This is a genomic window from Kitasatospora sp. NPDC023176 (assembly GCF_055560495.1).
In genome coordinates this window covers 62,761-81,453 of record NZ_JBVHIP010000001.1, presented here as the reverse complement: position 1 = coordinate 81,453, position 18,693 = coordinate 62,761, and the positions used below count along the sequence as shown (strand labels likewise).

General features: G+C 68.1%; 45 protein-coding genes. 17 read left to right on the top strand and 28 right to left on the bottom strand.

Annotation, left to right across the window (positions count from 1 at the left end):
* Positions 1 to 110: 110 nt before the first annotated feature.
* The 27 genes from ACZ3YL_RS00670 to ACZ3YL_RS00540 all read right to left on the bottom strand — a co-directional run bounded on the left by ACZ3YL_RS00670 (position 111) and on the right by ACZ3YL_RS00540 (position 7,992).
* On the bottom strand, positions 111 to 1,115 hold the full coding sequence (locus ACZ3YL_RS00670; RefSeq protein ID WP_465654426.1) for a DUF2637 domain-containing protein: 1,005 nt from the start codon (positions 1,113 to 1,115) through the stop codon (positions 111 to 113).
* Between the two features lie 15 nt (positions 1,116 to 1,130).
* Positions 1,131 to 1,466 carry a hypothetical protein gene (locus ACZ3YL_RS00665; protein ID WP_465654424.1) on the bottom strand — a complete coding sequence of 112 codons (336 nt, stop codon included), beginning with the start codon at positions 1,464 to 1,466 and terminating at the stop codon, positions 1,131 to 1,133.
* Positions 1,467 to 1,478: 12 nt separating this feature from the next.
* Positions 1,479 to 1,697 (bottom strand): hypothetical protein, encoded by a 219-nt coding sequence (locus ACZ3YL_RS00660; protein WP_465654422.1) that lies wholly within the window; start codon positions 1,695 to 1,697, stop codon positions 1,479 to 1,481.
* Positions 1,698 to 1,709: 12 nt separating this feature from the next.
* A complete protein-coding gene (locus tag ACZ3YL_RS00655) occupies positions 1,710 to 1,844 on the bottom strand; it encodes a hypothetical protein (protein ID WP_465654421.1) in 135 nt (44 codons plus the stop codon).
* Between the two features lie 18 nt (positions 1,845 to 1,862).
* Positions 1,863 to 2,084, bottom strand: a complete 222-nt coding sequence (locus tag ACZ3YL_RS00650; RefSeq protein ID WP_465654419.1) for a hypothetical protein — start codon at positions 2,082 to 2,084, stop codon at positions 1,863 to 1,865.
* Positions 2,085 to 2,097: 13 nt separating this feature from the next.
* Positions 2,098 to 2,244 (bottom strand): hypothetical protein, encoded by a 147-nt coding sequence (locus ACZ3YL_RS00645; protein WP_465654417.1) that lies wholly within the window; start codon positions 2,242 to 2,244, stop codon positions 2,098 to 2,100.
* An 11-nt stretch (positions 2,245 to 2,255) separates the two neighbouring features.
* Positions 2,256 to 2,483, bottom strand: coding sequence for a hypothetical protein (locus ACZ3YL_RS00640; RefSeq protein ID WP_465654415.1), 228 nt, complete (start codon positions 2,481 to 2,483; stop codon positions 2,256 to 2,258).
* Positions 2,480 to 2,665, bottom strand: a complete 186-nt coding sequence (locus ACZ3YL_RS00635; protein ID WP_465654414.1) for a hypothetical protein — start codon at positions 2,663 to 2,665, stop codon at positions 2,480 to 2,482. Before ACZ3YL_RS00635 ends, ACZ3YL_RS00640 begins: the two co-directional genes overlap by 4 nt.
* Before the next feature lie 84 nt (positions 2,666 to 2,749).
* Positions 2,750 to 2,905: a hypothetical protein gene (locus tag ACZ3YL_RS00630; protein ID WP_465654412.1), complete on the bottom strand. Its 156-nt coding sequence runs from the start codon at positions 2,903 to 2,905 to the stop codon at positions 2,750 to 2,752.
* A gap of 50 nt (positions 2,906 to 2,955) precedes the next feature.
* On the bottom strand, positions 2,956 to 3,189 hold the full coding sequence (locus tag ACZ3YL_RS00625; RefSeq protein ID WP_465654410.1) for a hypothetical protein: 234 nt from the start codon (positions 3,187 to 3,189) through the stop codon (positions 2,956 to 2,958).
* A gap of 44 nt (positions 3,190 to 3,233) precedes the next feature.
* Entirely contained in the window at positions 3,234 to 3,377 is a 144-nt protein-coding gene (locus tag ACZ3YL_RS00620) for a hypothetical protein (protein WP_465654408.1), read from the bottom strand.
* Between the two features lie 52 nt (positions 3,378 to 3,429).
* Entirely contained in the window at positions 3,430 to 3,981 is a 552-nt protein-coding gene (locus ACZ3YL_RS00615; RefSeq protein WP_465654406.1) for a DUF6197 family protein, read from the bottom strand.
* Between the two features lie 20 nt (positions 3,982 to 4,001).
* A complete protein-coding gene (locus ACZ3YL_RS00610; protein WP_465654404.1) occupies positions 4,002 to 4,190 on the bottom strand; it encodes a hypothetical protein in 189 nt (62 codons plus the stop codon).
* A gap of 26 nt (positions 4,191 to 4,216) precedes the next feature.
* Positions 4,217 to 4,402, bottom strand: coding sequence for a hypothetical protein (locus tag ACZ3YL_RS00605; RefSeq protein WP_465654402.1), 186 nt, complete (start codon positions 4,400 to 4,402; stop codon positions 4,217 to 4,219).
* Between the two features lies 1 nt (position 4,403).
* The gene (locus tag ACZ3YL_RS00600) at positions 4,404 to 4,619 is read right to left on the bottom strand and encodes a hypothetical protein (RefSeq protein WP_465654401.1); all 216 of its coding nucleotides are present in this window, start codon (positions 4,617 to 4,619) and stop codon (positions 4,404 to 4,406) included.
* A 17-nt stretch (positions 4,620 to 4,636) separates the two neighbouring features.
* A complete protein-coding gene (locus ACZ3YL_RS00595) occupies positions 4,637 to 5,137 on the bottom strand; it encodes a hypothetical protein (RefSeq protein ID WP_465654400.1) in 501 nt (166 codons plus the stop codon).
* A gap of 89 nt (positions 5,138 to 5,226) precedes the next feature.
* Positions 5,227 to 5,442 (bottom strand): hypothetical protein, encoded by a 216-nt coding sequence (locus ACZ3YL_RS00590; protein WP_465654398.1) that lies wholly within the window; start codon positions 5,440 to 5,442, stop codon positions 5,227 to 5,229.
* A gap of 94 nt (positions 5,443 to 5,536) precedes the next feature.
* The gene (locus tag ACZ3YL_RS00585) at positions 5,537 to 5,836 is read right to left on the bottom strand and encodes a DUF7739 domain-containing protein (protein ID WP_465654397.1); all 300 of its coding nucleotides are present in this window, start codon (positions 5,834 to 5,836) and stop codon (positions 5,537 to 5,539) included.
* Positions 5,836 to 6,039, bottom strand: coding sequence for a hypothetical protein (locus tag ACZ3YL_RS00580; RefSeq protein WP_465654395.1), 204 nt, complete (start codon positions 6,037 to 6,039; stop codon positions 5,836 to 5,838). Before ACZ3YL_RS00580 ends, ACZ3YL_RS00585 begins: the two co-directional genes overlap by 1 nt.
* On the bottom strand, positions 6,039 to 6,227 hold the full coding sequence (locus ACZ3YL_RS00575; RefSeq protein ID WP_465654393.1) for a hypothetical protein: 189 nt from the start codon (positions 6,225 to 6,227) through the stop codon (positions 6,039 to 6,041). The genes ACZ3YL_RS00580 and ACZ3YL_RS00575 overlap by 1 nt, the downstream gene beginning before the upstream one ends.
* A gap of 28 nt (positions 6,228 to 6,255) precedes the next feature.
* Positions 6,256 to 6,531 carry a hypothetical protein gene (locus ACZ3YL_RS00570; protein WP_465654391.1) on the bottom strand — a complete coding sequence of 92 codons (276 nt, stop codon included), beginning with the start codon at positions 6,529 to 6,531 and terminating at the stop codon, positions 6,256 to 6,258.
* Positions 6,532 to 6,542: 11 nt separating this feature from the next.
* Positions 6,543 to 6,740: a hypothetical protein gene (locus ACZ3YL_RS00565; protein ID WP_465654389.1), complete on the bottom strand. Its 198-nt coding sequence runs from the start codon at positions 6,738 to 6,740 to the stop codon at positions 6,543 to 6,545.
* Between the two features lie 14 nt (positions 6,741 to 6,754).
* Positions 6,755 to 6,985, bottom strand: coding sequence for a hypothetical protein (locus tag ACZ3YL_RS00560; RefSeq protein ID WP_465654387.1), 231 nt, complete (start codon positions 6,983 to 6,985; stop codon positions 6,755 to 6,757).
* Positions 6,985 to 7,161, bottom strand: coding sequence for a hypothetical protein (locus ACZ3YL_RS00555; protein WP_465654386.1), 177 nt, complete (start codon positions 7,159 to 7,161; stop codon positions 6,985 to 6,987). Before ACZ3YL_RS00555 ends, ACZ3YL_RS00560 begins: the two co-directional genes overlap by 1 nt.
* A 12-nt stretch (positions 7,162 to 7,173) precedes the next feature.
* The gene (locus tag ACZ3YL_RS00550) at positions 7,174 to 7,326 is read right to left on the bottom strand and encodes a hypothetical protein (protein ID WP_465654384.1); all 153 of its coding nucleotides are present in this window, start codon (positions 7,324 to 7,326) and stop codon (positions 7,174 to 7,176) included.
* Entirely contained in the window at positions 7,326 to 7,526 is a 201-nt protein-coding gene (locus ACZ3YL_RS00545; protein ID WP_465654382.1) for a hypothetical protein, read from the bottom strand. The genes ACZ3YL_RS00550 and ACZ3YL_RS00545 overlap by 1 nt, the downstream gene beginning before the upstream one ends.
* A gap of 238 nt (positions 7,527 to 7,764) precedes the next feature.
* On the bottom strand, positions 7,765 to 7,992 hold the full coding sequence (locus tag ACZ3YL_RS00540) for a helix-turn-helix domain-containing protein (protein WP_465654381.1): 228 nt from the start codon (positions 7,990 to 7,992) through the stop codon (positions 7,765 to 7,767).
* Between the two features lie 174 nt (positions 7,993 to 8,166).
* On the opposite strand from ACZ3YL_RS00540, the gene ACZ3YL_RS00535 reads away from it, so the two are divergent.
* From ACZ3YL_RS00535 to ACZ3YL_RS00505, 7 genes are all read left to right on the top strand, one after another.
* Entirely contained in the window at positions 8,167 to 8,706 is a 540-nt protein-coding gene (locus ACZ3YL_RS00535; RefSeq protein WP_465654380.1) for a UTRA domain-containing protein, read from the top strand.
* Positions 8,707 to 8,777: 71 nt separating this feature from the next.
* Positions 8,778 to 9,491: a GntR family transcriptional regulator gene (locus ACZ3YL_RS00530; protein ID WP_465654378.1), complete on the top strand. Its 714-nt coding sequence runs from the start codon at positions 8,778 to 8,780 to the stop codon at positions 9,489 to 9,491.
* Positions 9,492 to 9,711: 220 nt separating this feature from the next.
* The gene (locus ACZ3YL_RS00525; RefSeq protein WP_465654376.1) at positions 9,712 to 9,999 is read left to right on the top strand and encodes a hypothetical protein; all 288 of its coding nucleotides are present in this window, start codon (positions 9,712 to 9,714) and stop codon (positions 9,997 to 9,999) included.
* 118 nt (positions 10,000 to 10,117) lie between these two features.
* Positions 10,118 to 10,363, top strand: coding sequence for a hypothetical protein (locus tag ACZ3YL_RS00520; protein WP_465654374.1), 246 nt, complete (start codon positions 10,118 to 10,120; stop codon positions 10,361 to 10,363).
* Between the two features lie 198 nt (positions 10,364 to 10,561).
* The gene (locus ACZ3YL_RS00515) at positions 10,562 to 10,894 is read left to right on the top strand and encodes a type II toxin-antitoxin system RelE/ParE family toxin (RefSeq protein WP_465654373.1); all 333 of its coding nucleotides are present in this window, start codon (positions 10,562 to 10,564) and stop codon (positions 10,892 to 10,894) included.
* A gap of 76 nt (positions 10,895 to 10,970) precedes the next feature.
* Positions 10,971 to 11,342, top strand: a complete 372-nt coding sequence (locus ACZ3YL_RS00510; RefSeq protein ID WP_465654371.1) for a helix-turn-helix domain-containing protein — start codon at positions 10,971 to 10,973, stop codon at positions 11,340 to 11,342.
* Positions 11,339 to 11,806, top strand: a complete 468-nt coding sequence (locus ACZ3YL_RS00505; RefSeq protein ID WP_465654369.1) for a hypothetical protein — start codon at positions 11,339 to 11,341, stop codon at positions 11,804 to 11,806. Before ACZ3YL_RS00510 ends, ACZ3YL_RS00505 begins: the two co-directional genes overlap by 4 nt.
* An 82-nt stretch (positions 11,807 to 11,888) precedes the next feature.
* On the opposite strand, the gene ACZ3YL_RS00500 is transcribed toward ACZ3YL_RS00505, so the two are convergent.
* The gene (locus tag ACZ3YL_RS00500) at positions 11,889 to 12,311 is read right to left on the bottom strand and encodes a hypothetical protein (protein WP_465654367.1); all 423 of its coding nucleotides are present in this window, start codon (positions 12,309 to 12,311) and stop codon (positions 11,889 to 11,891) included.
* Between the two features lie 324 nt (positions 12,312 to 12,635).
* Here ACZ3YL_RS00500 and ACZ3YL_RS00495 point away from each other — a divergent pair, with 324 nt between their 5' ends.
* The 10 genes from ACZ3YL_RS00495 (at position 12,636) to ACZ3YL_RS00450 (ending at position 18,517) form a co-directional block, all read left to right on the top strand.
* Positions 12,636 to 12,872 carry a UTRA domain-containing protein gene (locus ACZ3YL_RS00495; protein ID WP_465654365.1) on the top strand — a complete coding sequence of 79 codons (237 nt, stop codon included), beginning with the start codon at positions 12,636 to 12,638 and terminating at the stop codon, positions 12,870 to 12,872.
* Between the two features lie 311 nt (positions 12,873 to 13,183).
* A complete protein-coding gene (locus tag ACZ3YL_RS00490) occupies positions 13,184 to 13,381 on the top strand; it encodes a hypothetical protein (RefSeq protein ID WP_465654364.1) in 198 nt (65 codons plus the stop codon).
* Positions 13,378 to 13,575: a hypothetical protein gene (locus ACZ3YL_RS00485; protein ID WP_465654362.1), complete on the top strand. Its 198-nt coding sequence runs from the start codon at positions 13,378 to 13,380 to the stop codon at positions 13,573 to 13,575. The genes ACZ3YL_RS00490 and ACZ3YL_RS00485 overlap by 4 nt, the downstream gene beginning before the upstream one ends.
* A 92-nt stretch (positions 13,576 to 13,667) precedes the next feature.
* Positions 13,668 to 14,609, top strand: a complete 942-nt coding sequence (locus ACZ3YL_RS00480; protein ID WP_465654360.1) for a hypothetical protein — start codon at positions 13,668 to 13,670, stop codon at positions 14,607 to 14,609.
* The gene (dnaB, locus tag ACZ3YL_RS00475) at positions 14,606 to 15,988 is read left to right on the top strand and encodes a replicative DNA helicase (RefSeq protein WP_465654358.1); all 1,383 of its coding nucleotides are present in this window, start codon (positions 14,606 to 14,608) and stop codon (positions 15,986 to 15,988) included. Before ACZ3YL_RS00480 ends, dnaB begins: the two co-directional genes overlap by 4 nt.
* Before the next feature lie 96 nt (positions 15,989 to 16,084).
* Entirely contained in the window at positions 16,085 to 16,729 is a 645-nt protein-coding gene (locus ACZ3YL_RS00470) for a M41 family metallopeptidase (protein ID WP_465654356.1), read from the top strand.
* 79 nt (positions 16,730 to 16,808) lie between these two features.
* Positions 16,809 to 17,207, top strand: coding sequence for a DUF4326 domain-containing protein (locus tag ACZ3YL_RS00465; RefSeq protein ID WP_465654354.1), 399 nt, complete (start codon positions 16,809 to 16,811; stop codon positions 17,205 to 17,207).
* Positions 17,208 to 17,210: 3 nt separating this feature from the next.
* Positions 17,211 to 17,378 carry a hypothetical protein gene (locus ACZ3YL_RS00460; protein ID WP_465654352.1) on the top strand — a complete coding sequence of 56 codons (168 nt, stop codon included), beginning with the start codon at positions 17,211 to 17,213 and terminating at the stop codon, positions 17,376 to 17,378.
* On the top strand, positions 17,375 to 17,653 hold the full coding sequence (locus ACZ3YL_RS00455; protein ID WP_465654350.1) for a hypothetical protein: 279 nt from the start codon (positions 17,375 to 17,377) through the stop codon (positions 17,651 to 17,653). Before ACZ3YL_RS00460 ends, ACZ3YL_RS00455 begins: the two co-directional genes overlap by 4 nt.
* A gap of 3 nt (positions 17,654 to 17,656) precedes the next feature.
* Positions 17,657 to 18,517: a hypothetical protein gene (locus ACZ3YL_RS00450; protein WP_465654348.1), complete on the top strand. Its 861-nt coding sequence runs from the start codon at positions 17,657 to 17,659 to the stop codon at positions 18,515 to 18,517.
* The last annotated feature ends 176 nt before the right edge of the window (positions 18,518 to 18,693 follow it).

The following is an 18,693-nucleotide window of genomic DNA, read 5'->3' as shown; positions in this document are numbered from 1 at the left end:
CTTCAGATCGGTACGGCAAGGGGGAAGAGGGGGGAGCTGAGGGCAGGCGGCGCGCACCCAGGCGAGCTGGGTGCCGCCGTCAGACCGTCAGGTCGGGAGTGTCGGGCGTGTCAGAGGTACCCCCCGGTGCCCTGCTGGGGTGACGCGGATGATGCGCGAGACAGCACGGTGCGTACATACGCCGCGTTCGTGGTGACGCCGTGCGGCGCGAGCGCATCAGCGATCTGCTGCGCCGTTGCATCGGGAAGCGCATCACGCATCGCCCGGACCGCAGCGGCTGTCGACAGTGCAGCGAAGTCGACGTCGTGCGGCGTCTCAAGCGCTGCGTCGGACGATGCGGGCGCTGTGGCGGCCTGCGGCACGGTGATGATGCGAGGAGACGCATCACGGCGCTGACGTGCAACTTCATTGGGCGCATCATGCGCTGCATCGGCCTGTACGGGCCGAGGTGAAGCGGCGATGGCCTGCGGCTGCTGCAGCGTGATGACGATCTGCTGTGCCTCGTTGCCGCGTGATGCGGTGATGCTCTGATGCGGCTGAGTGATGCGCTCGACGTGATGCGCATCGTCGGACGATGCGGCCGTATCAGCCTGCTTGTCGATGATGCTGAGGCGCGCCCCGACGGTGCGGCGCATCACCTTGTGTGACCGACCGGGGAAGAGGATCCAGGCAAGGCCCGGGATCACCGGGAGGGCAGTGGGGACGCGGCCCTGTCGCCGGAGGGCCTCGCGATGCTCGTAGCGGTGCCACATCTCGAAGGACAGTTCGGCGATCACGGGCGCGGCGGCGAGGATGACACCGCCGACGAGTCCCCAGTTCTCCATGTGGGCGTGCGTCCAGTTGACCCAGGAGCTGGTGCCGACCATGGCGAGCATGGCGAGCCGGGGCGCGAGGCCACTGTCGGGACTCGCGGCGTACCGCTGGGACAGCAGGGCAAAGAAGAGGGCGGCGATGTCGAACATGCCGGCGCCGAAGACGGCGACTTCCTGGGGGGCCCCGAACTTGGTGGTGAGGAGGGTGTAGATCGACCAGGTGCCGACGGTGAGTGCTGCGCCCATGACGAGGAAGAGGGCGCCGCGGATGAGTTTGTCGGTCCCGTTGGCGTTCTCGTGCATGGGTCCGAAGCCTTTCTAGCGGTTGGCGGGTGGCTGGGGCGGGGCGATGGCGTGGGCGGTTTGGGTGAGGGCCCAGAGGGCGGCGGTGGCGGTGACTCGCAGGGCGAGGGCCGCGGTGAGGAGCAGTGCTGCGGCGGTGGCGCGGAGTTGCCGGTGGTGGCCGGCGAGAAGGTCGGGGAGCCGGAGCCGGAGGGCCAGGGCGGCGACGCTCAGTACGGCGTACTGGGCGAGGACTGCGACGAGGAGGGTGGTGACCGCCGCCCCGGGGGTCAGGGTGGCGGTCAGCAGCGCGAGGGCCACGCTGATGGTGGTGAGCGCCTGTTGCTCGGGTGGGGCGGCGGTGCGGGCCACAGGAGCCTCCTCTCAGACGAGTTCGACCTCGTCGAGTTCGAAGCCGTACGGCGTCGGGTCGTGGGGCTCGCCGGGGCCCTGGAGTCCGGTGACGGAGACCCAGCCGTCGCGGCTGTTGGTGACGGTTCCGGTGCGCCCGAGGAGCGGGCTGGGAGTGCCGTCGTCGTTGGGGTAGTTGTTGCGGACAACCCGGACGCGGTCGCCCTTCCTGAACGAGGTGGTGGGGGCCATGTGGTCCTCCGGTTAGTTGGTCCGCCGGTAGTAGGCGGACGTGACGATGGCGGCGAGGAAGGACAAGCCAGCGATGTGGGCAAGGCGCAGGGCCTCGGTGTTGGGGTCACGCTGGGGCTTGAGGAGGAAGATCACGTAGTCGGCCATGGCAGGCTCCGGTCGGTGTCAGGCGGGCGGCAGCGCACTGCAGGCCATGGCGTGTCCGGCGGCCGCCTGGTTGGCCTTGTCGAGCTCGTGCGGGAAGTACGGGTTCCCCCAGCGGTCGGCTCCGCCCTGGGTGCCGCAGCCGCAGCAGGTCCAGATGAAGCGGTCAGCGGTTCGGTGGGGTCGGACTTCGACGAGGGCGCCGCTGCGGTTGAGGTAGCGGGCGGGAATGGCGGTCGTCACGGCTGTCTCCTGGCTACTGGAGGACGTAGGCCGTGGCCGCGGCGAACATGGCGGCCAGGGTGGCGGTGATGAGCAGGGCGGCAGCGAGACGCTCGATGTGTTCCGTCTGCTGGTCGGGGTCGGGGTGGGGGGTGAAGAGGAAGCGCAGGTACTCGGCCATGGGCGTTGTCCTCAGTGCAGGTCGCAGGGATCGTGGGCATGCATGTGGGTGCCGTGGATGGTGGTGGAGACGTAGTCCCCGCATCGGGCGCAATCGCCGCTCATATGGGCGTCGACTAGGTCTTTGCGCTGGTGGCGGCGCTTGCTCGCCGGGTGGTAAACGGTGGTCACGTTGTAGAAGCCGACAGATCCGCAGGGGCAGCGCAGAGCCAGCTTCTTGCCCGGGCTGACAGTGGTCACCTTCCGGCGTTCCAGATCTCTTCGCTCGTGAGGCCGGCGGCAGCGGCGGTGGCGAGTGCATTTCGCGCGGCGGCACAGGCCGTCTCGGCTTCGGGGGAGTTGTCTCCGTGGTCGACCTTGGCCTGGAGGGCCGCAGCCATGGCGTCCAGAGCGGCTTGGGCGAGGTGCCGGTTGTTGCTCATCGGGCGTTCGGTCCTCTCAGGGGCGGGCTGCGGCGGTCCGCAGCAGGGTGTGGGTAGTGCCGGGATTGGTGGTCAGAGGAGGTCTCAGGAGAGTCCGCGGCGCAGGGTGCCGCAGTTCCGGCAGTGGTACTCGGTGAACCACGGCCGCATGAGTTCCTTCTCGGCCTGGATGTCGGCGCTGCCGCAGTCGGGGCAGGTGGTGAAGTCCTCGTCGGCGTCGGCGTCGATTCCGTGCTCCATGGGTGGCCTCCGTCAGGCACGTGCTGCGGCGGCGCGCAGCAGCAGGGATATCAGGTGTTGTCGCGGAGCCAGGCGGCACCAGCCGCCTCCGCTTCGCGAGCCCATTCCTCGCCGCGGGCGAGAGCGGCACCCACGATCTTGTTGAGGGCGGCCCGGGGACTCTGCCCGGAGGCTTCGGCCTCGGCCCCGATCGCGACGAGCCGGGCGGCAGTGTCGATGCTGAGGCCGAACTCGGTCTGCAGGTTGGCGATCATCTGGCGGCGGTCTCGGGGTGTGATGTCCATGGTCTGGTCCTTTAAGAATGGGTTTGGGCGGCGCAGGGCCGGTCTTACTCCGCAGTGATGGTGAGGTCGACCACGTTCCCGGGCAGGTTCATCACGTTCGCGAGGCCGGCAGCCAGCGAGCCCAGGGTGTGCGGGGCGGTGATGGCGGTCGTGCTCTCGTTCCACCCCCTGTCGGTGGTGAGGGTCATCCGATAGCGGCCGAGCGGGACGGGGGTGTCGGCTCCGTGATGGCATGACCTTTCAGGTTCGGGCTGCGGTCTGCAGCAGCTGGTGGATGTCGTCTTGGGTGGTGCCGGGCTGGTCGTTCCAGGTGTCGACGTGCAGGCGGTGGCCGGCGTAGCCGAGGGCGTTGCCGATCAGCAGGCGGGCCTGCCAGACGGTCGCGGCATCGCCGTAGCCAGCCGCGAGGACCCGGGTGTGGGCGCCGAGGACGCACACCCGGCCGTCTTCGTCCCACAACTGGTGCTGCGTCCAGCCGTGCTCGGCGATGTAGCGGTCCATGAGCTGCAGGTGCTGGCGGGCGGTGACCTGGGTGACTGGCTGGCGGCGCAGGATCCGGTCGGCGAGTGTCCGGGCGGGCGCGGCAGGGGCGGTGTGCCACCACGGCTCGCTGCTACCGACGGTGGCGCTTGGCGCTGCCAGGGTCGGCAGGTGGGCGTCGGCGACGGCGTTACGGAGACGGGTCCGCCACGCGGGCGTTGGGGCGACGGTGGCGAGGTAGGCCTCGATCTCGCGGACCAGGAGGGGGCCGTACAGGTCCGGGTCGAAGTCGAGTGCTGCGGTGGCGGCCATGTACGGCCTCCCTTCGGGGTCTAGCAGCTGGTGGGTTCGGGGCGAGTGGCGAGCACGGTGGCGTCGATGCCGACGCTGTACCAGCGGGTCTCGGGGTCTCGGAACTCCACGTACGCGGCCCCGATGTGGACCGAGGACACGACGATCTGGCGCCCGTTCCACAGGACGGTGTCGCCAGCAGCGAGCTGTTCGGCAGGGATCTGCCGCATGGTTCTCTCCAATTGCGGTGGTGAGGTCAGCGGGATGTGATCTCGGCGGAGCCCGGGTCGAGGGTGACCTGGTGTCGTGCGGCGAGTTCGACGGCGACGACCCAGGCTTTCTCCCTGGCGCGCTCCTCGGTGAGGGCGCGGACGGGGATGACGTAGCGGCGGCTGTTCTCGGGGGAGTCGGCTAGACGGAAGGCGACCTGGTATTTGTGCATGTCAGCTCCCGTGACGGTTGCAGCGGCGGACAGTGACCGGCCCGTAGCCGGCGATGGAGGTGACGGTGCACCAGCAGAGTTCGCAGATCGCTCCGGCGACCGGCAGGATCTCGGTGCGGTGGGCGACGCGGACCGGCTGGCCACAGCAGGTGAGGGTGTCGTAGGCGTCAGCCGACAGGGCCGTGCCGTCGGTGAGCCGACTGATGGTCTGGTTCATGAGGAGGTCCGGCGGGGTCAGGCCGCGAGGGCGGCGACGGTGGCCGGGTACTCGCGCTCGATCCGGCTGGTGAGCCTCTGGTAGTCGGAGGAGCTGTAGAAGCGCCGCAGGGCCTCCTGCTGCATCCACGGCTCGATCCGGGCTTCGAGCTGGGCGTCGGCGGCGTTCTGGTCGCGCTGCGTCCACTGCGTCTCGGTGGACAGCGGCCCGCACTCGCGCCACAGTCCCCAGCTGGTCGCGTTGCTGTCGCGGGCGATCCACTGCCCGGTCAGCGGCCCGAACCGGGAGCGGCTGCCGAACACCACGACGTGGTGGATGGGGCGCTGGATGTGGCCGGCCAGGACCAGGTCCATGCCCTGCGTCGGCAGCACGCTGTAGTAGGGGACGCCGGGCTGCACGGTGCGCGCCCACTCGTCGTGCTCGCGGCGCACGGCCCGCATCGCACGCTCGCCGGTGATCCGGTCGTCGATGCGGCTGATTCCGGCAGCGGCGCTGCCGATCACGTTGAGGAAGCCCATAATGGGTTCTCCTGTCTGCTCACTTGGGTTGATAGGGACCCGGGGCGGTCGGCGTGCTTGGCGGCTCAGACGGCCGCCCCGGGGCGAACTCAGCTGCTGGAGCTGAGACCGAGCCTGCGCGCGGCGGCGTTCAACGCGCGCAGGGCCTTGTCCATGGCGCCGGGGCCAGTGAATTCGGACTCCGTGACGGTGGCGACAGTGAGCGTTGCGGCACTGTCCATGTCGCCCCGGTCCCTGGCGCCCTTGATGTCGAGGAAACGCTGCTCGTAGAAGCGGTCGTACGCAGGGTCGTTGGTGCGGGCCACAGGGGCCTCCTCGGTCCTAGTCGAAGACGCTGGGGTTGGTGTGCATCCGCCAGCGCTGGTGGGTGAAGCAGATGCTGCGCTCACTGGGCCGGGACTACGCCCAGTGCCACACCGAGTCCGTACGGCCGGCCTCAGCCGCCGCCGCGCCGAGCTCGTACACGGCCGGCCGCCACACGGCATCCACCAGCGGAGCCAGCGACTTGAACGCCACCGCCATGCGGCGAGCCTGGCCCGGCGGCACATCGAACCGGTCGCCGCTGCCCCGGTTGAACAAGGAACTGACGGCCGCCCAGTCACTACGAGGAGCGATCCGGGACAGGTGCTCACCGAGCTCAGCGTGCGACCCGTACGAGCGAGTCCCGCCGGACTGATTGTGATCCCAGGACCAGCCCATTAGGCCTCCCGCTCGGGGCACTGCGGGTCGGAGCAGTGGCAGCCGTCCGGCAACAGACCCCGCACCGGGCCGAGGACGGCACCCGACACCCCGTCCGCAATGTCGCCACCACGCTCACCCGCGACCCGCACACCGGCCCGGTACAGCGCACCGGCCGTGTTGTCGACGACCCGGGCGGCGGCGTGCGCGCAACGGCCGGCCATCAGGCGGCCTGCACACGGTAGACGTCGACCTGGCCGGGCAGGTGCAGTTCCTGGCGGGCGAACGCCTGGATCTCCTCGTCGCTGACCGGGCCGTAGGTGTGGACGGGCTTGAGGACGGGGCCGCCGAACTCGGGGTGGCGGTGGATGAGATGGGCGGGCTCGCCCAGGATCTTGTCGATCGCGGTCATTGCTCTTCCTTCCAGAGGAGTTGGAGAACTACCGGGCCTGGTCGATGTGCCGGTCGGCGGCCGCATCGGCCTCCGTGAACGCGGCGGAGATGCTGTCGCTCGGGCCGACGCGCGTCGGGGTGGTGCTGAAGCCGCAGTTGCAGTCGGCCCACACGATGGACTCGACCTGGCTGGCCAGGACACGCTGCCGAGAGGCGGCGATGTGGCTGCCGCTGTAGGCACGGAAGACATTGACGACGGTGTCGCGGTCGCCGATGTCAGCCGGCCACTGGCGGGGCGCCACGTGGTGACGGGGGGTACTCATCGGGTTCCTCCTCAGGCTGCAGCCGGGTAGTGGTCGCCAAGGCCGTACCGGTAGAGCAGGGTGTCGGCCATGGCGTTGATCTTGTCGTCGCCCTCGTCGAGAAGACGGTTGACCGCCTCCGCGCACTCGGCAGGGGAAGAACCAGGGCGGATCCAGCCGAGAGTCCGGGCCATCGTCTCGATGTCGTCGAAACGCTCCTGCTGAGTCATCTCGCACTCTCCTTTCAGGTCTGCGGGTAGGCCTGCTTCACACGGCCCAGATGGGCGATCGCCGAACGAACCTCGGCGTCCAGCAGCCGGCGAACGTGCGGCGGCTTGTCGTAGCCGTCCGCGTAGGCGGCGTAAGCGGCGTCGAGACGGTCCTGCGCGACCTGCACCTCGACGTTCACGGGACTGCCAGCGCTCGCGAGGACGACCGTCTCGGCGTCGAAACCGGGCTCTTCGAAGCTGGCCATCAGAACGGCGCCGGACTGTCGTGCCACTCCCTGAGCCGGTTCAACTCGTCACGCTGCCTGACGAGCCTGGCATGGAGCCGCCTGCGCAGGTCCGCGTCGTGCGCGGCCGCGATGAACTCGCCCGCCGTGTTCTCCAACTGGGCTTCCAGGGCAATGATCTGCTCGTCGACGGTCACAACACTTCCTCCTTACTGCTGGTGGTTGTCCAAGAGAATGTCGAGGTAGGAGGTGCCATCCGCCGCGGTCATCAGCGCGAGCAGTTCGACCAGCCCCTCGCCGTCCGGGTCATCGATGTCGAGCGGAACGACCTCGGCGTCGAAGGGATCCGTGAAGCCGGCCATCAGACGACGTCCAGCCGAGTCCGAAGGTGACGGCTACGGATCACGACGTCCTCGACGTAGCCACTCCCACCGATGTCGACGGTGGACTTGCAGGACAGGCAGTCGAGCAGGTTGTCGTCCTGCCGCATCCGGGCACTGCAGCAGGTGATGTCAGACCAGTCGGTCAGCTGCTGGCCGACCTCGATGTCGTGGATGTCCATCGGGCGCCTCACTCGGCCGGCGGCTGCGGAGCCGGGGTCGTGATCGGCCGGTGACCGTAGCCACCGTTCACCTGGCGGTCGCCCTTCGGGTCGTCGTTCACGGGCATGAGGTCCTCCTTGCAGATGACGTGGCGCTGACCGATATCCGGCGCGCCGAAAGCAGGGGTAGGGCGGGAGGGCTGCGGACCCGGCTCAACCGGGTCGAGACCGTCCCACAGGCGGGGGTTGAGGCCGGCCATCAGGCGGCGTTGACCATGTCGTGGATTGCCTGGAGCTTGGCGGCCACGACGGCCGCCGGGATCCGGATGGCTCCGCCGCGGCCGGTCTTGCCTCGCGACCACTGCTTGCCGTGGCGGATCGATTCGAGCTCTCCGTCCTGCACCCAGCGGTAGACCGTGGGGACGCTGACCCGGAGCGCCCTCGCGACCTCCTTCACGGTCAGGACCGGCGGACTCTCGGGCAGCATGCTGAAGCCCTCCTTCCGAGGGGTTCTCGTTGGCTGATGGTTCGACTGTACAGCTGTTCTTGAAAGGCTGCAAGGTTCTCACCTGGTTTCCGACTTCCGCCTGGGCAACCTGGTGGCTTAACTTGATATGCAGCAAGGTGTTCGAAAGTGCAGGCGAGGGGAGGTGTGGTGGCCGTGGCAAGCGACAAGCTCGACGCCTCGGAGGCTTACTTGAAGCCGCCGGAGGCGGGCTCGGCTGACCTCTGGACCACTCAGGCCAAAGCAGCCGGTGGAGTCGGCACTCAGCGATTGATCTCCGCCGGTGTCGTTCCAGCGCCAGCACGAGTCGCTAGCGCCCTGGCGCTCGCAGCCGGCCAGTTGGTCGTTTCTCGCAAGCGACTTGTCCTGCTGAACGGCAGAGCCGTTGAGGTGGTGGCCTCGTACTTTCCCATCGAGATCGCGGGCGCAACCGCCCTGGCCGAGCCCCGCCGAATCAGGGGTGGGGCTGTGGCGCTGTTGGCCGACCTCGGATTCACGGCAGCCTCTGCGCCTGAAGAAGTCAGAGCGAGGCCCGTATCCAGCGAGGAGCTGGAGCTTCTGGATGCGTCAGCCGACGACTGGGTCTTTGACATCTTCCGGGTTGTCGTCAACCAGGCCGGTGCCCCGTTCGAGGTCACACAGATGACCATGCTCGCCCGCGAGCGAACCCTCCACTACACCGTCCAGATCGGCTGACCATGGCAGAGCAAGACCCCACCGCCCCAAAGCAGAAGCTCACCTACGACCCTTGGGCTCAGCACGAGCTCATGGCCAGCTACCTGCGCGACGGCATTCTGAACGGAGACTTCCCGCCAGGGAGCAAGCTGCCGTCCACCCGAGTCATGCAAGAGAAGTTCGGCGCCGCGCCCCAGACCATCAAAAACGCGAACGACCTGCTCGCGAAGGAGGGCCTCGCAGTCAGCCACCGTGGCAGCGGCATCATCGTCCGACCTCATCGGCAGCGAACGCTGATCCCCGCCGAAACGAAGGCGCCGGCGGCTCCGGGCGAGGCTTACAGCTGGATCGGCGTGGCGGAGCAGAAGGGCATGCGCGCATCCAGCGAGCTGCTCTCGGTTGAGGTTGTGGAGCCCTCGGCTGACGTGCGCGAGGCCATGGGCCTTCCGCAGGAGGGCCGGGCGGTCGAGCGAGTCCAGATCCTGTCGCTGGACGACGAGCCAACGGAGCTTGTGAAGTCCTACTACCCGCTTGATCTAGCGGAAGGGACGGCGCTGGAGCAGAAGAGGAAGATCAAGGGCGGTACGCCGCGACTGCTTGCCGACATGGGGCACAGTCCTGAGCGGTGTGTCGACAAGGTCTCAGCTCGAATGCCAACCATGGAGCAGTTCCTTGCGCTTCGAATGCCCACCCGAGAGCCAGTGCTGCGTACGCTCCGCACAGTCTTTGACCAGCATGGCAAGGTGATCGAGGTGACCGTCATGGCGAAAGCCGGCTATCAGAGCGAGCTCCAGTACGAGTTCTGAGGGTGGCAGCCCGTCCTCCGGCGAGGCCTGATCACGTGGCGATCAGACGTTTGAGTGGCGTGCAGGCCTTGGAGCACATACGAAATTCGTAGGTCGTGTGGGCGACTCGCGGGCGCAGCCCCGTGATCTAGCGCTACGGTGGCTGAGCGCCGTTTTGCAACGACGGTGCTGGCGGGTCGTGCCCGCCTACCAGGGACCCGCCGCCACTGGGAGAGATCAGATGACCGCCCATGAGCCGTGGAGCATCGAGCGGATCGCCGCTGCTCTCGGCAACCCAACCCTTGCCCAGCGCTTCCTCAGCGAGATCAATAAGGCCCCTGCCCATCTGGTGCTAGACGTCTTCGCGCGGTGGCAGGGGGTGGCTGAGCGCCTTGATGTAACCCAGCAGCGCATGGAGGAGGCGAAGGCCGCCGAGGCTGCAGGTGAGCCCGTTCCGGGTGAGTGGGTCGACGTCACGAAGGCCGTTCAGGATGCCGCGGCGAAGCACAGGGCGCGCGGGGCGGCGTGATCCGGCTGTTCGGGTGACGGTGGTCAATCGCGCACGCTACGCTCACGCTCGGTAGCCCATCTGCCACTAGATGCCACCCGCGCGACCCTCAGGGCGCCGCTGATCACCTGGACAGCGAATGACCTACTCCCTGCAGTGCAGTCGGATCGTCGAGGCGGTCTGGGATTCGCTCCCGCAGCCTGTGTCCGAGAGGCTCGCCGCTGCTCTTGCCCGCGCCTGCGACGACCCGATGGGTGAGACGGAGCCGTGGGGCATCGACGACGGGGTGACCCGGATGCTCGTCCTCACCGATGTCTTCGCGGTGTTGTACGTGGAGCACTCGGCGAAGGTGTTGCACATCTACCAGATCGACTACCTGGGCTGAGCCGTGCTCGCCGCGCCCCGCCGAACCCTTCCGGCGGGGCGCAGGCATGTCCGCCGTACAGCAGGTGCGTCGTGGATCCCTCGGCTCCAAATTCGGTATCGGTTCAGCCGATATCCGCTACCCTTCCCCGAAGGGGGTGGGTCTGCCGAATGATGGGGGTCGCCTGTGCCCAGACGCTGGGAGTTCTACCGGTCGTCCGTGGGGGCCGACGTAGTACGTCGGGAGATCGCGAAGTGCGACCTGAAGCGCTTCGAGATCGCAAAGCTCCAGGCGATCATGGAACGGGCCGCAAGCGGGACGCTCCGTCCTCCCGACGTCAAACACCTGGGTGACGGCCTGCTGGAGCTGCGCTTCGAGGGCGAAAGGCGGATCTTTCGCCTCTTCTACTCGGAGGTCGACGACCAGGGACCAGTGCTGCTCGCGCTCAAGTTCATCAACAAGAAGTCCACACAGGGCATCGCGACCAAACCCGGCGATATCGAGTCCGCCCGCAAGCGGCTGACCGAGTGGAGTGCACGCCAGCGGCCGTGACCGGAGTAGGGGGCCGCCGTTGATGGAATATCTGGCTTAGGCGATACTCGGAGCATCTTCAAGGGGAGAGAGCACCATGGACGAGCACCTCGCAGGACTACTCGGCATCGACCCGGACGACCCGGACGCGAAGCGGGCTAAAGAGGACGCGGAAGCCCTGATGCAGCTCATCCAGACCCTCGTGGCGCACCGGAAGTCCTCGAAGCTCACGCAGAAGAATGTTGCCGCCGACATGGAGACCACGCAGTCGGCTGTATCGGAGTTCGAGCGCGTCGGAGGCGATCCTCGCCTGTCCACGATCATGAGATACGCGCGGGCTGTCGGCCTCAAGATTCACATCAAGGCACACACCGACCAGGAGCTCGTGCAACCATCAAGCAGCTGGACGCAGGTCGCCGAGACGGAAGAACGCGTCCCCAGCTCGCCTGGCCGGCGGAAGACAGCATGACAGCCAACAGCCCTCGGGAGATCACCTCCGTCGATGAGCTGCTCACCGTGGCGCACCTACACCACATCCAGCACTACGAGGTCAGCGGACGAAGGTTCGACGGCTTCGACCGCTCCAATTACGCCGACCGCGACCTCCCCGACGAAGGGCGGGCGCAGGTCCGCCTGATGCAGCTCTTCGATGGCAACGTCATCGCCGCACGAGCGCGGGCAGAGGTGCACGCAAACGAAGGCGTCCTCGTCGCGGACGTGGCCGTGTTCTTCCAGACTTCGGAGGCGCTCACCGTCCCGGCAGAGATCGTTGCTGCCTTCGCCAAGCAAGTCGCCTCGCCCATCCTCCGCCCATACCTGGGGGAAGCCGTGCAAAGCACCGCAGTGAAGCTGGGCATGGAAGATGTGCCGCTGCTCGCTCCGCTGAACCATGCTGGCGAGGAAGTTCTTGCTCCGCGCTCGGCGCCCCGGTAAGGACAGTTCGCGTCGCCTGCTCAGCTCAGCCGAACGCTGCGCCCCCGCCCAGATCGTTCAGGGCGGGGGCGCAGCGTTGTGGTCAGCGGATGTGGTTGATGAACATCCGCGAGCCGTCGTGCAGGTCGATCGTGGCACCATGGCCGACCGCAGGCGGGTTCGGCCGCGCCGAGTAGACGTCGACGGCGGCGATCTCGCCCGGGTCCGCGGCCAGCAGAGCGGCGACGAGACCATGCTCGACCGCCGCCACGTCGCTCAGCTCCGCGGGCATGGCCGGCCCGACAGGCTTCTCACCCAGAACTGGCTCCGGGTCCGGGCGGTCACCCCACGTCTCCCCAGGCGCGCTCACCACCACGATCTGCCAGCGGCTCGTCCTCCCGCCGGCCTCGACGACCACGCCGTACGGCTGCTTGCCGCCGCCGCCATCGTCAAAGGTCTTCGCCGTGGCGCCGGGCAGAGATTCGGCGGCAGAGACCAGGAGCTGCTGGAAACGGGCAGGGCGCACGGGAACGTTCCTTCGAAGTGGGGGCTACCCGATCGTAGTCCTCGGGCTCTGGACGTCACCGTAGTAGTGACCGTCCACCCAAACCCCCGTGGACACCACGTACGTGCTCGCTGGACGTCCGGCCGACGCTCTCGTCACTCCGGATAGCATTGCTACATATCAAGAAACCCTGTATGGTTTGGCGCATGGTAGACGACAGCCAAGTCGGCGACGACCCGCCCACTTTGCCCGTGCGTACCGCGCTCTATCGGCTGCGAGACGCGCTGCGTGCCAGTCCGGACTGAGCGGTGGGTTCGTCGGGACGGGGGTCGTCCGATCGAGTTCGTGACGGCCTACGGCTACGACGAGGAGCAGCCTCGAACACCGGCGCGCACAGTACGTACGATGCGCGCCACGACGCCAACGGTCGCGGTGTTCCGGGCCCTGGAGCTGGACGTCAACAGCCCAGTCCTGATGGTGGTGAGCGCCGACTATGACGCCTCGGACCGCTGTATCGGAGTGCAGGTGATCGTGATGAACGGAAACCACGCCTCGATTGAGCACATCATCACGGCCGAATGACAGAAGCGGCCGGGCGGGTGCAACCGACCGACCGCTGTACGACCAGCGAGGTGCAACTCGCTGATCAATGATCCGTCCCTCGTGAAAGGCAGATCAGTGAACCACTCTACGTCTCTCGTCAAACCCAAGCCCGCTCCGGCTGCTCTGGCCGGCATCCTTCCCGACGACGCCCCGCACCCGGTGCGCTTCCACCGTGTCCGTGAGGGTGTGGTCGCGGCGTTCGCTCCGGCGCAGATCTCGCGGTCGGAGGCGCGGGCGGTTCTGACGGGTCTGTTCGGTGAGCTCTTCGATGTGACGCCGGAGGTGGCCCGGTGAGCGCCTCCACTGTTGCGCGGCCGACGGAGAACGCCGCGGTCGGCCGTACGGAGAGCCGGCCGACGTTGCTGTCGGACCCGATGCGGCTGCTGCGTCTGTCGATGCGGGCGTTGCGTCGTGGTGACCGGCACGGTGCCCGGCTGTTCGCGTTCCGCTACTTGCGGGCGCTGGCTGGGGACAGGGTGGGGGCGTGATGGAGCTTCAGTCTCTGCACAAGGATCAGCTTGGTGCTGCGTCGCGGATTGTTGCGACGGCTGAGGATGCGCGCCGGTTGGGTTTCGTGAACGTCGAGACCCGGTTTGAGCCGCAGACGGGCTACCACTCGGTGTCCGGTGAGCTGCCGGCCGAGTCGGCGCAGCGGATGGTCGACCGGCTCCCCGGCCGCTGACACGCCAGGGCCGCCCCGCGTTGGGCGGCCCCTTCATCGCTCCCCTTCATCCGCCGCGCCACTTCAGCGGCACCCTCATTCCGGAGCAGACCGTGAACTACGGACGGATCCGCCGCGGCCCCATGGCCGCCGACGCGTTCACCCAGATCCGCAATGCACTCTTCCGCGACCAGCGCCTCTCCTTTCGGGACAAGGGTGTCTTCGGGCTCATCTCCACCCACCGCGACGGCTTCGGTGTCAGCGCCGAGTCGATCGCCGCGATGTCGCCCACTGACGGCCTCACCGCGGTGAAGACGTCGCTGCGGAACCTGGAGAAGTGTGGCTACCTCCAGCGGACCCGGCAGCGGAACGCGAACGGCACGCTTGGCGGCGCCGTGTACTACATCACCGATCAGCCGGAGGCCTTTGAGGGCCCTGCGGAGCTGGACCCGCGCAGGTCGGAACCTGCGGTGGCTCAGCCACCGGTGGCTGAGCCTACGTTGGGTGGGCCTACGTTGGCTGAACCAGTGGTGGTTTCGCCTACGTTGGCTGATCTGCCGCATAAGAAGAACAATTCCAAGCACATCAAGTCGAAGAAGACTCTCCCTCCCTCTGCGGGCCCGGAGCAGGCTGCCGCTGAGGCGGCCGCTGCGCCCCGGAGCGAGAGAGAGACGATCTCGCAGGATGCCGATGTGGTCGTCGCGGCGTATGCTGCCGCTCTCGCCCGTCCGGTCAGCCCGGCGACACGGCGCAAGCTCGCCATTCAGGCCGCTGAGCTTGCCAACGCCGGCTTCCCCGTGTGGTGGCTGGCGGATCGGGCCCGTGAGCTTGCTGACCGCGGCTGGACCGACCTGGCTCAGCACTGCGACCGCTCCACCGTCCCCACTGCTCGTAAGGCCGTTGACAGCCGGACCGACTGGTGTGGCGCCTGCCAGGACCCGAACTACCGGATGCGCAAGGATCCGGCGCGGGATAACGAGCTCGTCGCGTGCGGCGACTGCCACCCGGCTGAGGTTGCCCGCCGGCGTCGTGCCGAGGCGGGAGTGGCGGCATGATCGATCAGGACCCGCTCGACGACATCGACAGCCCTCACACGGGCATTGAGCTGCAGGAGCCGAACAACCTGGCTGCCGAGCGCGGGGTTTTGGCGACGATGCTGTTCGACCGGCATGCGATCGACGGCGTCAGCCAGATCCTCAAGGGCAAGCACTACTACCTGCCGGCCCACGAGAAGATCCACAACGCGATCGTGGATCTCAGCGCTGGCGGGAGTCTTGCCGACCCGATCACCGTCTGTGAGGAGCTCCAGCGCCGGGGTGAGCTGGAGCGGGTGGGCGGCCGCGGCTATGTCCATGGCCTCGCGTCGATCGCCTTGCAGGTCGGCAACGCGGACACCTACGCCGAAATCGTCCGGGAGCGGTTCGTCGCCCGCGACTTCGCGAGGGCCACGCGCCGTGCGACACAGGCCCTCCTGGAGGGCCGCGAGGAACCGAGGGCGATCATTGCCGAGGTCCAGGCGCAGATCACCGCCGCCGAGGCCGACCAAGCCGAGGACGGTCTGCACCTGGTCGCCGACTCGATGAGCGGCACCCTCGACTACCTGGAGGAGATCGCCACCAACAAGGGCCGCCTCACCGGCGTGCCGACCGGGTTCGCTGATCTCGACGCCCTCACGCAGGGATGGCAGGGCGGCCAGTTCATCATCGTCGCGGGCCGGCCCGCGATGGGGAAGTCGACGCTCGCGGACGACTTCCTGCGGGCGTGTTCCATCAAGCACGGCCTGGCGAGCGTGATCTTCTCGTTGGAGATGGGTCGCAATGAGCTGAACATGCGAATCCTGTCTGCCGAAGCCCGCGTCGGCCTGCACCTGATGCGCTCCGGCAACCTCGACGAGGACGACTGGACACGCATCGCCCGTTGCATGCCGGCGGTGAGCGGCGCGCCGCTGTACATCGACGACTCGCCGAACCTCGACCTGGCTCAGATCAGGGCGAAAGCGAGGCGGTTGAAGGAGCGCCAGGGCCTGCGGTTGATCGTCATCGACTACTTGCAGCTCCTGGGTTCTGGTACCAGCCGCCGGTTCGAGTCCAGGCAGGTCGAGGTTTCGTACATCTCTCGGAACCTGAAACTCCTTGCGAAGGAGCTGGATGTGCCGGTCATCGCGCTGTCCCAGCTGAACCGAGGTCCGGAGCAGCGGACCGAGAAGAAGCCGATGGTTTCGGACCTGCGTGAGTCCGGCTCTCTGGAGCAGGACGCAGACCTGGTGATCCTGCTGCACCGGGAAGACGCCTACGAGAAGGAGTCCGCGCGGGCCGGCGAGGCGGACGTGATCGTCGGCAAGCACCGCAATGGGGCGACGGCGACGATCACCGTGGCTGCGCAGCTCCACTACTCGCGTTTCGTCGACATGGCTCCCGACCCCGGAACGGCCTGACCCTTCGAGGGCCGGTACGCGTCGCTGCGCAACCTCACCGCCCAGACACCGCCGGCCAACCGCTGACGAACCCTACTACCCGACGAGGAGCCCACCGTGAACGTGACCTGGCACCACGATGTGCACCTGTTCGGTGAGCCCTACCCGACCCGGAACCCGGTCCCGGACCACTTCCGAACCGGTGACGTCACCGCCGCGGAGCTGATGGCGCTGCCCGAGGAACAGAGGCTCACCGTGGTGGCGGCGCACGAGCTCGGGCACGCGGTCCTGTTTCTAGCCGGCGGCCTTCAGGTGGACCGGGTGTCCATCGTCGAGGACGGTCGGCGCGGCGGGCACGCTATGGCGCTGCCCACTGGGGTGCCCGACGAGGCCCGGCTGCTGGCTGTCGGCACAGCCGGCGGGGAGCGTGCCGAGGACCGGTGGCTGCGGGAAGCGGGGCTGTGGACCCCGGACCGGGCCGCCGTCACGGAGCTGAGCGCCTACGGCGACCGCGCCCGGCTGCTGGAGTGGACCACCCCGCGCCCGACGTTCGGCACCAGTGGCGGCCTCGACTTCGCGGTGCTGCATGACATGGCGGACGAGGCGCTGGACCGGGTCTGGGGGCGGTTGGCGGCCGTGCTGCCGGTCCTGGTGCGACGTCGGGTGATGTCGGGGGAGGAGCTCGCTGCGTGCACTGGCCTGCCGCTCCCGTCCCGGTCGGCGGCCCCTTCCTCGAACCTGGCGCGCAACAACGCTAGTTGAGCGCGTTTCGTCACGTCAGCGGGCTATCCGCATGCCCGCAAGACTGGAACAATTCATCCCAGACCAGGAGGTTTCACCCATGGATCTCACCACCCCCACCCGCATCCAACGCCTCCGCACCAAGGGCTGGCGCGCCCCCGAGAACGCCGTGTACGTCGGCCGCGGCAGCGCCTGGGGTAACTCGTGGCGCGTCGGCGCCACCACCGGCTGGACTGTCCTTCCCGGGGGGTGGATCGACCGTCGCCCGCACGGCCCGCTCACCGCCGAGGAGGCCGTCGCCTGCTTCCGGAACTCCCGTACCCACGACATCGGGTTCCTCCGGATCATCCGCGAACGGCTGGCCGGCCGGACCCTGATGTGCTGGTGCCGCGTGGGTGCGGTGTGCCACGGGGACTGGCTGCTGGAGGTAGCGAACGGCACGACGCCGCTGGAGAACCTCGTAGACCGCAGTTCCAAGCCCGACTTCCTGGAGGCCTGACTGATGGCGGACTACTACGCCACTGCTGACGTGTGGATCGGCAACCTCGACAGCGAGGATGAGGCCGACCACATCACCGAGATCATCGACACCGCCCTCGGCGCCGCCGGCTACCACGCCACCGTGACCGTCACCGCCCGCCCGTACGAGACCAGCAGGAACGACCAGTGACCGGCATTGACGACACCTACGGCACGCCGAGCAGCAGCGCCCGCGCGGTCCTTGAGGCCCAGCTCGAACACCGCGCCAACGCCGCCGCCCTCCTCGACGCCTACCGCGCCGAGGTCCTCGCCGAAGCCCGCAAGGCGATCACCGCCGCTTCGAACGCCCGCCTCGATGAGATCGATGAGGACGACCTGTGCCCCAGCGACTGGGAGCGGCACGAGCAGTGGTGCGACGCCGCCGATGTCCTGAAGCATGCGGCCCGCACCCCGAAGGAGGACTGACCGATGGGAGCCGCCCTCCACCTCGCCCATGCCGCCCACGCCGACCCGCATAAGCCGACCCGAACCGGCGGCGGAGGCGGTGCCGGCCAACGCGACTTCGCGAGCTACGCGAAGCGCATCTACGCCGACCAGCGCGTCGACCCTCAGACCCGCGAACTCCTCCTCGCTCTCGCCTACGTCATCTGCCTCACTGACGCCGAAGGCAAGGACCAGTGGGTGGCCGTTCGCGAAGCGCTCGGCAAGGATCGTTACGGCTACTGGCGGATCCGCGAGCTGATCACGAACGACTCTCCGCGGTACGTTTCACCGCTCGACGGGCGAGGCCCCGACCGTGACCCGATGACGTACCTGTGCTCGGCACCGCGACTGCGCCCGTACCGAGACAAGCTCGCCCCGGGGCCGGCCACCACAGCGCCGATGCTCACCCTGGACTTCAGGGTCGACGAGCCGGACGACGGCCCGAAGGCTGCGCGGCCGGAGGAGGACTTCCGCAACCGTCTCAACGTGTGCGGCAGTGACGCAACCAGCCTGCGCGTCGTGGAGAAGCTCCCCGGAACCGGCTGGCACAAGGTCTACTGGTTCTGCACCCGGCACCGTGGCGAGATGGAGCGGATGCGCAGGCAGCTGGCCGAGTCGAACTCCCGGGCGCCGGAGCCGATTCCGAATCGGGGTGGCCTGATGCCGGTCTATTTTGAGGCGGACTGGTCGCGCGTGTACCGGCACTATGTGGGTGAGCGGTGGACGGCGCCGGTGTACGGGCTGTGCGCTGATGACTGGCCTGTCCCGGGTCGGGAGCCGGTGCCGCAGCGAGCCCGGCTGCGTCTGGCAGCATTGGATGGCGAGTTGCTCGGCGGCGCGAGTTGACTAGGCGGAAGCCCTGGAATGCCCCTACGAGCGCCGAACAGCCCGCGTTGCCACTGGGGGAGGGTGACGCCGCGTGAGGCCCTTCACGCCCCCTCCAGAGGGCATCTGCGGACACTGTGAGCAGACTCTGCCCATCCGCAAGGACGGGCGCATCAGAGAGCACCCCATCCCGTACG